Raw genomic sequence first — 14,218 nt, forward strand, 5'->3', positions numbered from 1 at the left:
TCCTCAGGATTCACCAAGAAACGTTTGCCAGTCTACGGTCCGGGGCGCCAGATGCGCGGCCCGCTCGACGGCGGGGACATGCGAGATCAGGTCAAGCGCAGTCACATAGGGCGTGAACGGCCCATGGTCCTGCGGCCAGGGCCGGACGGCGTAATCCATGTAGCGGACGGCGATTCCGGCTGCATCGAACGCCGCGTGATCGAGATACTCCCGCGCGCCGTGCCCGGTGATGTACTCGGTACCGCCCGCCGCCCGGACGAGCGCCAGCACGCGATCGGATCCGGTGCCGCCGATCTTCATCTCCGCGCTCCGGCGGGTGACCCGCGCCGGCAGCCCGATTTCGGTCGCAACCGCTTCGGCGCTCGCGATGAGGGTTTCGACCAGCGGGGCGTCCGGCTGCCACGCCCGCCCGAAGGTCTCCAGCGCATCGGCGCAATGGGGCGCGCGACGCCAGGTGTTCGCCACGAGCGCGCGGTGTGCGTGGCGGATCGACGGGTCGCTGGCCTCAAGATCGCGGATCGTCACGCCCGACCCTTTCCCGACCAGCGGGATCGTCATCCATGTCCGTCCCGTCGGCGTCTTGACTTGGATCCGGTTGGTGAAACTGCCCTTCGAGAAGGTTGCGTCATCGAGCCAGATCATCACGTCCGCCAAGGACATTTGCGCCACGAACCCGGCCCACGGGAAATACATCGGCTGGGAGATCACGACCCGCGTCACGCCGAGGGCCGGGGCAGTTCAGCCAGAAGGCTCGTGGCTGCGCGGGCGTGCGCCTCATGGCAAAAGCCCGGCGTGCATAGCGTGTCGCCTGCGGGTGCACGGTCGAGATCGAACGCCGCCCGTCCGATCCGCGCCGGATCGACGAGCCCCGCGTCACACCAGTCGAGAAGCGCGAGCGTCACGACGACCTTCTGGCGATAGGCCAGGGCCTCGCGCCACGCGGTGTCGGCGCGTCGGGGAACCGCCGCAGCCGTCTGCGCAAGGATCGGGCCGGTATCCATACCCGCATCGACGACGTGGAGCGTTGCCCCCTGGATCCGCGTGCCTGCCCGCGCCGCGTCGCCGACGCCGTCGAGGCCGGGAAAGGCCGGCAGGAGGGCGGGATGGACGTTGACGACCGGCATCCGCTCGAAGAGTTCGGAACCTATCAGCCGGGCGTAGTGTAGAATTGCGACGTCGCAGCCCTCCGCGCGGAACCGGTCTGCCGCCGCCGCAGAAAGCGCGGGGCGCGAGGCGCCGTCGATCCGTGCGCGCGCGATCCCCAGACTATCCGCCTTGTCCTCGGCGCCGCAGGCCCGATCGGTGAGCACGAAGAAGCGGGAGACCGGCCACCCGGACAGCTCTGCCGCACGCGCGAACGCCGCCCCGCCCGCCGAGAGCAGGAAGCCGACCTTCACGGGGCCTCCGGCCCCGCGATGCAGCGAAGATACCCGCCCGGCGAAGAGGACAGCACAAGCTTGCCGTTGAGTTCCGCGTCGGGCTCGAACCGGTCCGTCTCGGCGAGATAGTCGTTGAGCGCGGCCAGCGGTTCGTTCCCCTTGGACCAGTGCTTGGAGCGGTTCTCGGGAGCATCCTCGGCTTCGATATGTCCGACGAGCGTGTCGGCGACCACGAGGAAGCACCCTTCGGTGACCAGCGGCCCGTAGGCGCGGCACTCGGCCAGGACGTGATCGCGGCTGTGATCGCTGTCGAGGACGACCATCACGCGCGCGCCCTCGGGGATTTCGGCCCGAACCTTCTCCAGCACGTCGTCATCGGCCGAACCGCCCTCGATCAACGTCACGCGCTTGGCCATCGGATGCGCCTCGATCGACTGACGATTATGGGCGCGGATGTCGATATCGACGCCGATCACCTGCCCCTTGCCGAGCACTTCGAGGATCGAGGCCATGAACAGGACCGATCCGCCCCGCGCGACGCCGGTCTCGATGATGATGTCGGGCTTGGTCTGCCAGATCACCTCCTGCGTGGCGATGACGTCGGCGGGAAGCTGGATGATCGGCACGCCCATCCATGTCCAGAGGTACGAATAATCGTGCTTGTCGAGCGCGTAGACGAACTCGGTCGAGCGCCGGAACAGCGCCTCGTCCGCGCCGAGGGCGCGTGACTTCGTCGCCCGGTTGTCGAGGAACGCCTGCCTGTCGTCGGGATGTGTCATGTCTGGCCTTCCTGTTCTGTCTCGTCTGCGCCGGTCCGTATCGGCGCGTCGTTGCGTCGTCGCGTGTTCGTCCAAGCCGCGCCGCGCGCAAGGTCACCGGACAGGACCGCGCGATAATCCGCTCCCAGCGCCCGATCCAGAGCCGCGACCGCCGTCGCGATGGTGTTGACGCCGCCTGCCGCGCCGTCGACCCGGATGCTGGCGAGCTTGTCGGCATTCTTGTGCCAGAGTGCGCGGGCCTGCACGAGCCAGCTTCTCGGTCGCGCCCTGGCCGCGTCGAGTGCTGCATCGGTACCGGTCGCCTGCGCGTGGGCGGTCATGACGGCCATCACCTCGTTCGCCGTGTCGGCGTCCTTCTTGCGCAAATCGTTGATGACCGTGCGATACCAGTCGACATGCGCGATCCGGACATCCTCGTCGGGAAAATGGTGGCGCAGCGTTTCGAGCGTGCTGAGAAACCCTAAGGGGACCGAGCCAGCCAGCGGAATGACATCCTCGACCGGATCGGCCTGGCTTTCGGTCACGAAGGCCGCGTTGGCCGAAGCGTCGTGGCTGCCCTCCGCGCGGCCGCGTGCCCCGAAGCTGGTGCCCGTGCTGCGCGTTCCGAATCCGTTGAGAGAAAACGGGTGGCGACAATGGAGGAACCGCCCGCCATGCTGGATCGCCCGCATCGACACCCACGTGTCGGGGCTCCGGGCGAGGATCATCGTCCCGTCGGGGGCCGCGAGCGTGTCGCGCAGGAAGCGGCGTGACATGCAGGCATGATAGATGCCCGGCGCGGGATGGAAGCGGTGCAACTGGCCACGCGCGAGCATCGCCCGACGGTCCCGAAGGTCGAGAGGCTCGGGCGCGCCGAAGGTCCGTCCCCGTACCAGCCGAAAGCTGCCCGCCTTCGCGCCCCGCCCGGGTGCCGGCCAGCCATAGACCGGATAGTCCCAGCTCAGCCCGTCCGGGGCGTCCCGTTCGAGGATCGACAGAAGGTTCGAGAATTGCGCGGGCAGGATGCCGTCGTCGTCGCCGAAGACGATCACGTAGTCGCCGCGCGCTTCTTCGAGCGCGAACTCGAAATTCTGGCGCATCGAGACACGGCGCCCGGTCGCGATCGCGCGAAATCTCGGGTCGGTCTGCGCGGCGATGATATCTGGCGTGGCATCGGTCGACGCGTTGTCGCTGACGAGGATCTCGATCTCGCCGTCGGGAATGGCGAGCGCCGTGGCCAAGGAATGCGGCAGGTATTCCGCACGATCCCTGGTGGGGATGATGACTGAAACGCGCATACGCCCCCCTACAAGCCCGCACGACATAGGCGCCGGGCGGGTCCCGAACAACGGGTCGAGCGCGTCGCGTATACCGGCAGAAATGCGCATTGCGAAATGCGATCGAGCGCGGCCCTGACACAGCTCCCTGTCAACACCGCCCGCCTCACCCGAGCACCTGCAACGACGGGATCGCGGTCACGAAGCGGGTGCCGGACGCTTCGAGATCGGCGAGCTGCGCGCGGATTTCGGCCGTCAGGTTCCAGGGCAAGATCAGGACGTAGTCAGGCGGGGCCTCGCGGAGCGCCGAGGGGGCGCGGATGGGGATGTGGCTTCCGGGCAGGAGGCGTCCGATCTTGGATGGGGCGGCGTCGCAGACGAAGGGCAGAAGATCGGGGCGGATGCCCGCGTAGTTCAGAAGCGTGTTGCCCTTGGCCGCCGCGCCGTAGCCCGCGACTCGCGCGCCCTCGGCCCGCGCGTCCAGAAGAAAGCGCAGGACGCCGTCCTTGATCGCGTCGGCGCGGGACTGGAAGGCGGCGTAGAAGGCATCTGTGTCGATGCCCGCCTCGGCCTCTGTCTCGCGCATCTCGGCGACGGACGGCCTGTCGGCATGGGCCGCGCCCGCGTGGCAGGCATAGATGCGCAGGCTTCCGCCATGGGTGTCGAGCGTCTCGATGTCGAAGACCCGCAGACCTGCCGCGCCGAGGATGCGCTCGACCGCGAAGAGCGAGAGATAGGAGAAATGCTCGTGATAGATCGTGTCGAACTGCGCCTCGGCCACGAGGCGCAGGAGGTGCGGAAATTCCAGCGTGACCACGCCGTCTGGCTTCAACGCCGTGCGCAGACCGGCGGTGAAGTCGTTGATGTCGGGGACATGGGCGAAGACGTTGTTGCCCGCGATCAGGTCGGCGGGTTCGAGCGTCTTGGCCAGCGCTTCGCCGAAGAACGCCTGCTCAACGGGGATGCCGAGGACACGGGCGGCGTCGGCCGTCCCCTCGGTCGGCTCGACACCAAGGCACGGGATGCCCGCCGCGACGAAGTTGCGCAGCAGGTACCCGTCATTCGACGCCACCTCGATCACATGGCTGTCGGCCCCAAGCCCGAGACGCCGGGTGATCATCTCCGCGTAGCGCGCCGCATGGTTTAGCCAGCTTTGCGAAGTCGAGGAGAAATAGGCGTAGTCGTCCGCGAAGAGCGCGTCGGCCTCGGCGAAATCCTCGGTCTGCACGAGGCGGCACGTCCCGCAGGCCAGCACGCGCAGGGGATAGGTCACCTCGGGGCGCGAGAGGTCCGCGGGGTCGAGATAGGCGTTCGAGGGCGGCGCGAAGCCGAGGTCGACGAACGGGATTTCGAGCGGCGCGCCGCAATGGCGACAGGGTTGGGTCATAGCGGATCGACCTCGGCGAGCGGTGGCAGGTTACGGTCGCGGTCCGAGCGCATCGCGGGCGGGAGGGGCCAGTCGAGACCGAGCGCGGGGTCGAGCGCGTCGACGCCGCCCTCGTGATCCGGGGCGTAGCGCGCGGAATGGAGGTATTGCAGCTCCACATCCGGGGTGAGCGTCTGGAACCCGTGGGCCACCCCCGGCGGGACGTAGACGGCGTTGCGGTCTTCCGCATCGAGGGTGATCGCCGCATGGCGCCCGTAGGTCGCGGACCCGGCCCGCAGGTCGAGAATGACGTCATGCGCCCGCCCGCTGAGGCAGCGGACCAGCTTGGCCTCGGGGACGGGGCCGGCCTGAAAATGCAGGCCCCGGATGATGCCCTGCCCGATCGTCACCGAGATATTCATCTGGACCCAGTCCGTCACCAGACCCTCGGCCCGAAACTCGTCGTCGCAATAGACCCGCGCGAAGAGACCGCGCGCGTCGCGCCGGGGTTCCAGCCGGACCTCGAAGGCGCTGGCGATGGGAAGGGGATCGAAGATCATGCGGCCTCGAACGCGCTGATCTGCGCGCGGGTCTCGGCGGCGGGGTCCGCGCCCTCGTGGACGGCGCGATACCAGCCGATGGTGCGCGCGATGGTTTCCGCGAAGTCCCAGCGCGGCGCGACCCCGAGGAGGCGGTGCGCCTTCGCCGGATCGAGCGACAGGAGGCCCGCCTCGTGCGGGGCATCGGGATCCGGCGTCTCGGCCCAGTCGCCGGGCCAGTGCCGCAGCGCCTCGGTCACGACATCGCGGACGGGGCGGATCTCGGCGGGATCAGGCCCGAAGTTGAAGGCGCCCGCGATCTCGGGGGCGTCAGTCGTCCAGAGCGCTTCGGCCAATGCGAGATAGCCGGCCAGCGGCTCCAGCACGTGCTGCCACGGTCGCACGGCGGCGGCATTGCGCACCTCGACGGGACGCCCGGCGGCCAGCGCCCGTGCGATATCGGGTACGATCCGGTTGCGCGCCCAATCGCCGCCGCCGACCACGTTGCCCGCCCGCGCCGACGCGATGCGAAGACCGCCCTCGCCCGGAAAAGCCCGCCGCCAGCTTGCGACGGCGATCTCCATCGCGGCCTTGCTGGCACTGTAGGGATCGTGGCCCCCGAGCGGATCGTTCTCGTGGAAGGCGCGCCCGTCCTCGGGGTTCTCGTAGACCTTGTCGGTCGTGACCATCACGGCGGCGCAGCGGTCGTCCAGCCGCCGCAACGCCTCGAGGAGGTGGGCGGTGCCCATGACATTGGTCTGCCACGTCCGGAGCGGGTCGTCATAGCCGTCGAGGACGAGCGACTGCGCGGCAAGGTGGAACACGATCTCGGGGCGCGCGTCGCTGACATGGGCGGTCAGCGCGCCCGCGTCGCGGATGTCGCAGATGCGGTGGTCCACGAGGTCGGCCACGCCGAGCTGATCGAAGAGGTTCGGCGCACCCTCGGGCGGCAGCGCGAGCCCGGTGACGCGCGCGCCGCGCCGCGACAGCCAGAACGCGAGCCACGCGCCCTTGAAGCCCGTATGCCCCGTCACGAGGACGCGGCGATCCTGCCAGATCGGCGTCACGCCCAGGTCTTCCACGGGGCGTTGCCCCGCGCCCAGAGGTCTTCGAGGTGGTTGCGGTCGCGCAGCGTGTCCATGGCCTGCCAGAAGCCCCCGTGACGCCAGACCGAAAGCTCTCCATCCGCGGCGAGCCCCTCGAGCGGGCCCTTCTCGAAGACGCATTGGTCGCCGTCGAGACGCGCGAAAATCGATGGGTTGCAGACGAAGAAGCCTCCGCTGATCCAGCGCCCGTCGCCCTCGGGCTTTTCCTGGAACCGGGCGACGCGCATCCCGTCGAGGACCAGCGCGCCGAACCGGCCGGCGGGCTGCATCGCGGTGACCGTCGCCTCGCAGCCCTCGGCCCGGTGATGCGCGATGAGTGCTGCGATATCGACGTCGCCCACGCCGTCGCCATAGGTCAGGCAGAACGGCTCATCGACATATTCGCGGATCCGCGCGATGCGCCCGCCGGTCTGTGTCAGCTCGCCGGTGTCGACCAGCGTGACCTTCCAGTTCTCGGCCCGCTGGCGATGGACATGGCTCGTGTTCGCTCCCAGATCGAAGGTGACGTCGGACATATGCATGAAGTAATTGGCGAAATACTCCTTGATCGCATAACCCTTGTAGCCGCAGCAGATGACGAAATCATCGATCCCGTACTGGCTGTAGTGCTTCATGATGTGCCACAGGATCGGTCGCCCGCCGATCTCGATCATGGGCTTGGGCTTGAGGTGGGATTCCTCGCTGATCCGCGTGCCGAGACCGCCTGCGAGAATGACTGCCTTCATGTCGCGTGCCCCCTCCCGGGCGGGTTCAGTCGTGCCGCGTCGGCCACCCCGTCCGGCTTCGGGTCTATGCGCATCGACGCGCGGCGGAAAGGGCGGCTGCGGCATTCTGTCCGCCGCCGGCGCGGGTCGGCCGGTCTCTTTGCTCAGGCCTCCAGCGTGATCGAGATGCGCCGGTTGGACTTTCCCTTGTTCTCGATCTTGCCGACATGCACGGATCGGATCTCGCCGGTGCTGCGGACATGGGTGCCGCCGCAGGGCTGCAGATCGACGGGGTCGGCGCCCGTGCCGATGCGGACCAGCCGAATATGTCCCGCGCCGCGCGGTGGCTTGACCGAGAGGGTCTTGACCAGCCCCGGACTGGCGTCGAGCTCGGCCTCGGTGATCCATTCGTCGGTGACGGGGCTGTCGGCGGCGACGAGTTGACCGATACGGGCCTGGATAAATTCGCGGTCGTGGATGATCTCGGGCATGTCGAAGTCGAGGCGCGACTTCTCGGCCCCGATCTGACCGCCGGTCACCGGCAGAGGCACGACGACCGACAGAAGATGCAACGCCGTGTGCATCCGCATGAAGCGGTAGCGGCGGTCCCAGTCGATCCTGGTCTCTACCGTGGCGCCCACGGGCGGCAGCGGGGCCTCTTCGGCGGGGACGAGGACGAGCGTGCCGTCGGGCGCCTTGACCGCGCCCGCGATCTCGGTCCGGCCGCCCGACCAGCGCAGCGCGCCGCTGTCGCCCGGCTGCCCGCCGCCCTTGGGATAGAAGATCGACCGGTCGAGCACGATGCCGCCTTCGGGCGTGACGCCCGTGACCTCGGCCTGGGCGGTCTTGAGATAGGGATCGGTGCGAAAGAGCGGCTCGGTCATGGGGTCTCCGGTCGGGGGGCGTGCAGCGCCTCGGGGTTGCGCAGCCAGACGTCGCGCTGGGCGAAGGGGATCTCGATGCCTTCGGCGGCGAAGCGCTCGGCGATCTGGTGGTTCAACTCGGTGCGGGTGACGACGATCCAGAGGATGTCGCGCAGCACGACGCGCATCTGGAAATCGAGGCTGTCGGCCCCGAACCCCTCGAACGAGATCAGCGGAGGGGGGTTCAGGACGACCATCGGGTGCGCTTCGGCGATCTCGCGCAGGATGGCTTCGACCTTCCGCGTGTCGGTGCCGTAGGCGACGCCGACCGGGACGATGAGGCGGCCCGAGGAGTTGCCGAGCGTATAGTTGGTGACCACGCCCGAGATGAGGTCCGCGTTGGGGATGATGACGTCCTGGCGGTCGAAGGTCTCGATGCGGGTCGAGCGAACCGAGATCTGCCGCACGAAGCCGTTGGTGCCGTTGACGTCGATCCAGTCGCCCAGCTTGATGGGCCGCTCGATCAGCAGGATGATCCCCGAGACGAAGTTCTGCACGATCGTCTGGAGGCCGAAGCCCACCCCGACCGAGAGCGCGCCCGCGACGATGGCGAGCCCGCCGAGGTTGATCCCCGCGGCAGTGATCGCGAGCAGCGCGGCCAGCGTGATCCCGACATAGCCCGTCCCCGACAGGATCGCGTTGGTGCCGCCGGTGTCGAGGCGCGTCTTCGGCAGGACCGAGCGTCCGAGCACCGCCTTGACCGCGCGCGTCACGAGATAGCCGATGGTGAAGACCAGGGCGAAGGTCAGGAAGTTCGCGGGCGAGATCTGGGTGTCGCCCAGCGAGAAGCCCCGAAGGAAGGTCTGCCACCACTCGGTCAGCGTCGAGAAGCGCACGCCCCAGATCAGCGCGAGGATCGGCAGCGCGGCCACGGCGAGGGCGAAGCCCACGAGCGTCGGCAGAAGCGCCTCCTCGCCCGCGTCGGGGCGGCGGCGGACGGCGGCGTAGAGGTCGAAGATCGCGCGCTGCGCGGTGCCGAGCGCGGTCAGCAGGGCCAGAGACAGAACCGTCGACCAGAGGAGCGCGATGCCCAGCTCGACGAAGCCGAGCCCTGCAGCGACGGGCGCGACGACGGCGACGACCAGAAGTCCGCGCGCGAGGAACCGGAGGGGCTTGGCCCAGAAGCCCTCCTCGCTCTCGGTGTCGCTGCGCAGGACGCGCAACTCCGACAGGAGAAGTTGGCCCAGCCGCAGCAGAGTGAGGCCCGCGACGACCAGAAGGGCGAAATGCAGCACGCCCAGATGGTCGGTGAGCGACAGCGACGTCTCGACCGAGACCGACAGCGCGAAGAGGATGCCGAGGACCAAAACGTGAAGTCGCCCCTCGCTCCGGCGCGCGACGGGTATCGGCAGCAACGTGGGGCTCGTTTCGCGCGGGGGGAATGCCTGAAGACCCAGCCAATGCGAGCCGAAGATCACGAGCCCGACGACCGGCAAAAGGAACGAGAAGGTCGCCGCGCCCGGGCCCGCCACACCAAGCAGCATCAGGATGCGCGTGACGACGACAAGGCCGATCACCGGCAGCACGGTGCGCGCCAACGAGATGGCGATGAGGCCGAGGCGGGCGCCGGGGCTCGTGGCTTCGTGGCGGGCGATGCGGTCGCGCAGGTGGCCCAGCCAGACCCGCGAGCGCCAGAGGAGCATCACCGCGATGAAGACGAGGACCCCTAGCTGAACTCCGCGCCCCATCCAGACGGCGCGCTCGGTCGGGGTGACGAAAGGCGCGGCGAGTTCGTCACCGACGCTGCTGATCGCGGCCCCGAGCGCCGCGATGGCGGGCGGCCAACGGGCGGGGTTAATGGGCGGAGAGACTTGCGCCAACAGCTCCTTGGTGCGGCCCGCGTCGATCAGCGTATCGGTTTCGCGCACCAGCCCGTCGGCGCGTGAAAACGCGGCCTGCGCCTCGCGAACGGGGGCCAGAAGCGTGTCGAGACGTCCTTCGAGCTCCGCGCGCTGATCGGCGATTTCGGGCGCCTCGGTTTCGCCCTCGGCCGGCGGTTCGCCCAGCGCGGCGATCTGGGCGCGCAGCGTCTCGATTCGGGTTGCATTCGCGCCGGTGGCGGCGTCGAACCGCGCGCGCCAGTCGACCAGTTCCGCGCGCAGGACGGCCAGCGCCTCTGGGGCAGCGCGGCCCGCTTCGAGGACGGTCTCGGCCCGTTCGGCCAGTTCGATCCACTCGGCATCGAGCGCGATCGGCTCTTCCTGCGCGGCCGCTGCCGTCGAGATGAGAGCGGCCAGAAGGATTCCGGCGAGCGCGCGGATCATTCGAAGACCGTCGGCACCTCGCGCGACGGGCCGTCCAGCCAGTCGGGCACCGGAAGATCCTTGGACCGCAGGAATTCGGGGTTCCAGAGCTTCGACTGGTAGCGCGTGCCGTAGTCGCAGAGGATCGTCACGATCGTGTGCCCCGGCCCCATATCCCGCGCCATCTTGACCGCGCCGCCGATATTCACGCCGGTCGAGCCGCCCATGCAGAGGCCTTCGTCGCGCAGCAGATCGAACACGATGGGCAGCGCCTCCTCGTCCGTGACCTGGCAGACGAAATCGGGCGTGAAGCCCTCGAGATTGGCCGTGATGCGCCCCTGCCCGATCCCCTCGGAAATCGAGCCGCCCTCGGACTTCATCTCGCCATGCGCGTAGAAATTGTAGAGCGCGGCACCCATCGGGTCGGCGAGACCCACCTTCACGCCCTTCGGTTGCAGCACCTCGGCCACGCCCGCGACGGTTCCGCCCGATCCGGCGGCGCAGATGAAGCCGTCCACGCGACCGCCGGTCTGATCCCAGATTTCCGGCGCGGTCGTCTCGACATGGGCCTGCCGGTTGGCCGTGTTGTCGAACTGGTTGGCCCAGATGGCGCCATTGGGCTCGGATTTCGCCAGCGCCTCGGCCAAGCGACCCGAATAGCGGACGTAGTTGTTCGGGTCGCGGTAGGGCTTGGCGGGCACTTCCACCAGCGTCGCACCGGCGAGCCGCAGCATGTCCTTTTTTTCCTGGCTCTGGGTCTCGGGGATGACGATGACCGTCTTGAAGCCCATCGACGCGCCAACGAGGCTGAGGCCGATCCCGGTGTTGCCGGCGGTCCCTTCGACGATCGTGCCGCCGGGCTTCAGGTCGCCTCGCGCGATGGCGTCACGGATGATGAAGAGCGCCGCGCGATCCTTGACGGACTGGCCGGGATTCATGAACTCCGCCTTGCCGAGGATCTCGCAGCCGGTCGCCTCGGAGGCGGCGTTCAGGCGGATGAGCGGCGTGTTCCCGATCGCGTCGGCAAGGTTCTTGTGGATGGTCACGGGCGCGCCCCCTCTGGTTCTCCCAACGGTCTAGACCCGCCCCCCGCCGCCTTCAATGCGCATGCGCCCGCGCATGGGCGCGCCGGAGCGCGATCCACTGCGCCGAGATGACCAGCGGCGCGTTCGCCGCCTCGCCCGACGCCACCATCTCCAAGAGATCATCGACGCGGACGATATGGGTGCGGATATCTTCCTGCTCGGCCTCGAGCCCGTGCAACCCCGCCGCATCCTCCGGCAAGTCGCATCGCGCGACGTAGCTGTAGAGGATCTGCGCCAGACCGCCGGGGCTCGGGTAATAGCGCGACACGAGGTGCAGGTCCTCGGGTCGTGCGACCAGCCCCGCCTCCTCGGTCAGCTCGCGCAGGGCCGAGGCCTCGGGCGTCTCGCCGGCATCGACCAGTCCCGCGACCGGCTCAAGCAGCCAGGGATACGGGTCGCCCTTGGCTAGCGCGCCCATGCGGATCTGCTCGACCACGAGAACGCAGTCGCGCTCCGGGTCCCAAGGCAGAACGGTCGAGGCATCGGTGACGTTCGAGACGACGCGCCCGATCGGGCCGGACCGCCCGCCATCGAAGCGGGGATGGTCGATGGACCATTCCTCGACACGGTGGAAGCCTTCGTAGACGTAGTCGGTCGCCAGCACCTTCACGTCAGCCGCCCGACCCTGCTGTCCGACGGTGCGGGGGCGGCGATCGCGCGAAGCCAGGTCCATCGCATGGGCCCGGGCCTGAATGACGCCGCGCATGGCGGCGATCTCGGCCGGCGTCAGGCGGTCTAGGGCGCGCATGACCTCGGCGGCGGCACGGCGGGTGCGCCCGCCATGCGCCGCACGCCAGCCCTCGAGGTCCCATGCGATCCCGGACCCGGCATCGTCGGTGCGGTAGACACGGGCGTCGGCGCCGTCGATCTCGATCGTCTCGGGGCGGCAATCGAAGGCGGTCTCGTACCAGTCGAGCCGGGCCACCGTCGCGGGATCGAGCGGTTCGGTCAGAAGGGCGTCGGTGCCGTCGCCCAACACGAGGACGGGCCAGTCCCCGGCGGCCGCACGCTCGACCGCGAACCCGGGCAGCGTGACGGGCGTGCAGGCGACAGCGCGGCCCGCGACGACTTCCAGAAGAGACATCCAGCGCAACGTGCCGAACAGCACGTAGCGCTTCATCGGGCCATGCGACCCACGAGACCTGCGATCAGCCCGATCGCGGCCGATCCCGCGAAGGCCACGGCGAGCAGCAGCGGGTTCGCCGCGAGCTTGGCGTCGGCGACCGCGTATTCCATCCACGCTTCGGCGGCGAGACCGACCTCGGTGTATTTCGAGGACAGGCTTTCTTCGAGCGTGGCATAGGCCGAATGCAGCGCGAAGGTCAGAAGGAACATGATGACCGCGCCGCCGATCCCGGCGGTGATGCAGTAGGCGAGCCTGTTGCCACGCCCCATCGGCCCGGTCGCGGTGCGGCCGATATACTTCCACCCGACGACGAGGCCGCCCGCCGCGAGGATCTCGCGGAACCAGCCGATCCGCGCGCCCTCGGGCATCGACTCGGTCCACAGCAGATGCCCGCAATACCAGCAGAGACCGGCAAAGAGCAGAGCGGCGACCAGCTTGGCGGGGGTGGGCATCAGGCGGGCTTTCGGACGGTCATCTGGATCACGTCGCACATTCCGTATTCGAACGCGCCCGCGCAACCCGTCAGATAGAGGTTCCACATCCGGCGGAAGCGTTCATCGAAGCCCAAGGGCGCGACCTCGTCCCAGCGGGCATTGAAGCGGTCGAACCAGCGGCGGAGCGTGATCGAGTAGTCCTTGGCCAGCGTGATCGAGCTGCCTTCCTCGAGCCCGGCGCGCGCCACCTCCTGCGTGAGGCCTGCCGGCGACGGCAGCATGCCACCGGGGAAGATGTACTTCTGGATGAAGTCGACCTGCTTGGAATAGATCGGCCAGCGCCGGTCGGGTACGGTGATGATCTGGAGCGAGGCCTGGCGGCCGGGGTTGAGCCGTTCGCGCAGCGTGTCGAAATAGACGGGCCAATACTTCTGGCCCACGGCCTCGAACATCTCGATGGACGCGATGCCGTCGAAGGTGCCTGTCTCGTCGCGGTAGTCCTGAAGCTTCAGCTCGACCTTGTCGGACAGGCCCGCCCGCGCCATCCGATCGTTGGCATAGGCAAGCTGTTCCTTCGAAAGCGTCAGCCCCGTGACCCGCAGCCCCCGCTCGCGCGCAGCGTATTCGGCGAACCCGCCCCAGCCGCAGCCGATCTCGAGGACATGGTCGCCTGGCGAGACGTCCATCCGGTCCACGATGGAGGCGTATTTCGCGATCTGCGCGGCCTCCAGATCCTCCTGCCCCGTGGCGAAGATGCCCGACGAGTAGGTCATCGTGTCGTCGAGCCAGAGCCCGTAGAACGCGTTGCCCAGATCGTAATGCGCCGCGATGTTGCGCTTGGCCTGGATCTTGGTGTTTCGGCGCAGGAAGGCGCGCAGCTTCTCGAAGGCCTGCACGAGGGCGAGGCCCGGAAACTGCTGGATCAGCGCGTCACCTTCCTTATTGATAAAGTCGAACACGGCCTGCAGGTCGGGCGTGATCCACTGCCCGTCCATGAAGCTCTCCATGAAGCCGATATCGCCATCGCGCACGAGGCGGCCGAACACCTCGGGGTCGCGCACCTCGATCTCGGCCACCGGACCCGGCTCCACGCCCTGATGGCGGAAGCGGCGCCCGTCCGGCAGGATCACGTCGATGCGACCGGACCGTGCCCCCTTGGCCATCTCGAAGACGCGGCGGAAGTAGCGCGGCAGATCGGCCTGCCCCTCTGTCGAATTCAATGCGTCCATACGTCCCCCGGAACCTTGGCCCGATTGAAACCATCCCCGCCCCCCTGTT

The 14,218-nt window shown here is 68.5% G+C and carries 14 protein-coding genes; all 14 read right to left on the reverse strand.

All coding sequences use genetic code 11. The annotated features are described in order from the left end of the window. Positions 1-3 precede the first annotated feature (3 nt). The 14 genes from Q0833_RS08990 to Q0833_RS09055 all read right to left on the reverse strand — a co-directional run bounded on the left by Q0833_RS08990 (position 4) and on the right by Q0833_RS09055 (position 14,169). On the reverse strand, positions 4-720 hold the full coding sequence (locus Q0833_RS08990) for a WbqC family protein (RefSeq protein ID WP_298432875.1): 717 nt from the start codon (positions 718-720) through the stop codon (positions 4-6). Next, a complete protein-coding gene (locus Q0833_RS08995; RefSeq protein ID WP_298432878.1) occupies positions 717-1,397 on the reverse strand; it encodes a formyltransferase family protein in 681 nt (226 codons plus the stop codon). Before Q0833_RS08995 ends, Q0833_RS08990 begins: the two co-directional genes overlap by 4 nt. Further along, complete coding sequence (locus Q0833_RS09000; RefSeq protein ID WP_298432881.1) at positions 1,394-2,158, reverse strand: cephalosporin hydroxylase family protein; 765 nt, start codon at positions 2,156-2,158, stop codon at positions 1,394-1,396. Before Q0833_RS09000 ends, Q0833_RS08995 begins: the two co-directional genes overlap by 4 nt. After that, positions 2,155-3,435 (reverse strand): glycosyltransferase family 2 protein, encoded by a 1,281-nt coding sequence (locus Q0833_RS09005; protein WP_298432884.1) that lies wholly within the window; start codon positions 3,433-3,435, stop codon positions 2,155-2,157. Before Q0833_RS09005 ends, Q0833_RS09000 begins: the two co-directional genes overlap by 4 nt. Positions 3,436-3,580: 145 nt before the next feature. Continuing rightward, positions 3,581-4,801, reverse strand: coding sequence for a class I SAM-dependent methyltransferase (locus Q0833_RS09010; RefSeq protein ID WP_298432887.1), 1,221 nt, complete (start codon positions 4,799-4,801; stop codon positions 3,581-3,583). Next, positions 4,798-5,340, reverse strand: coding sequence for a dTDP-4-dehydrorhamnose 3,5-epimerase family protein (locus tag Q0833_RS09015; RefSeq protein ID WP_298432890.1), 543 nt, complete (start codon positions 5,338-5,340; stop codon positions 4,798-4,800). Before Q0833_RS09015 ends, Q0833_RS09010 begins: the two co-directional genes overlap by 4 nt. Further along, the gene (gene rfbG / locus Q0833_RS09020; RefSeq protein WP_298432893.1) at positions 5,337-6,401 is read right to left on the reverse strand and encodes a CDP-glucose 4,6-dehydratase; all 1,065 of its coding nucleotides are present in this window, start codon (positions 6,399-6,401) and stop codon (positions 5,337-5,339) included. Before rfbG ends, Q0833_RS09015 begins: the two co-directional genes overlap by 4 nt. Continuing rightward, a complete protein-coding gene (gene rfbF, locus Q0833_RS09025) occupies positions 6,383-7,150 on the reverse strand; it encodes a glucose-1-phosphate cytidylyltransferase (protein WP_298432896.1) in 768 nt (255 codons plus the stop codon). The genes rfbG and rfbF overlap by 19 nt, the downstream gene beginning before the upstream one ends. A gap of 143 nt (positions 7,151-7,293) precedes the next feature. Further along, positions 7,294-8,013, reverse strand: coding sequence for an alanyl-tRNA editing protein (locus Q0833_RS09030; RefSeq protein ID WP_298432899.1), 720 nt, complete (start codon positions 8,011-8,013; stop codon positions 7,294-7,296). After that, positions 8,010-10,316 (reverse strand): DUF3772 domain-containing protein, encoded by a 2,307-nt coding sequence (locus Q0833_RS09035; RefSeq protein ID WP_298432902.1) that lies wholly within the window; start codon positions 10,314-10,316, stop codon positions 8,010-8,012. The genes Q0833_RS09030 and Q0833_RS09035 overlap by 4 nt, the downstream gene beginning before the upstream one ends. Then, a complete protein-coding gene (locus Q0833_RS09040; protein ID WP_298432905.1) occupies positions 10,313-11,341 on the reverse strand; it encodes a cysteine synthase A in 1,029 nt (342 codons plus the stop codon). The genes Q0833_RS09035 and Q0833_RS09040 overlap by 4 nt, the downstream gene beginning before the upstream one ends. Positions 11,342-11,393: 52 nt before the next feature. Beyond that, a complete protein-coding gene (locus Q0833_RS09045; protein ID WP_298432907.1) occupies positions 11,394-12,500 on the reverse strand; it encodes an NUDIX domain-containing protein in 1,107 nt (368 codons plus the stop codon). Beyond that, positions 12,497-12,958: a TrgA family protein gene (locus tag Q0833_RS09050; protein ID WP_298432909.1), complete on the reverse strand. Its 462-nt coding sequence runs from the start codon at positions 12,956-12,958 to the stop codon at positions 12,497-12,499. Before Q0833_RS09050 ends, Q0833_RS09045 begins: the two co-directional genes overlap by 4 nt. Further along, positions 12,958-14,169, reverse strand: a complete 1,212-nt coding sequence (locus Q0833_RS09055; RefSeq protein ID WP_298432912.1) for a cyclopropane-fatty-acyl-phospholipid synthase family protein — start codon at positions 14,167-14,169, stop codon at positions 12,958-12,960. Before Q0833_RS09055 ends, Q0833_RS09050 begins: the two co-directional genes overlap by 1 nt. Positions 14,170-14,218: the final 49 nt, after the last annotated feature.

The organism is uncultured Jannaschia sp. (assembly GCF_947503795.1).
Taxonomy (GTDB): Bacteria; Pseudomonadota; Alphaproteobacteria; order Rhodobacterales; family Rhodobacteraceae; genus Jannaschia.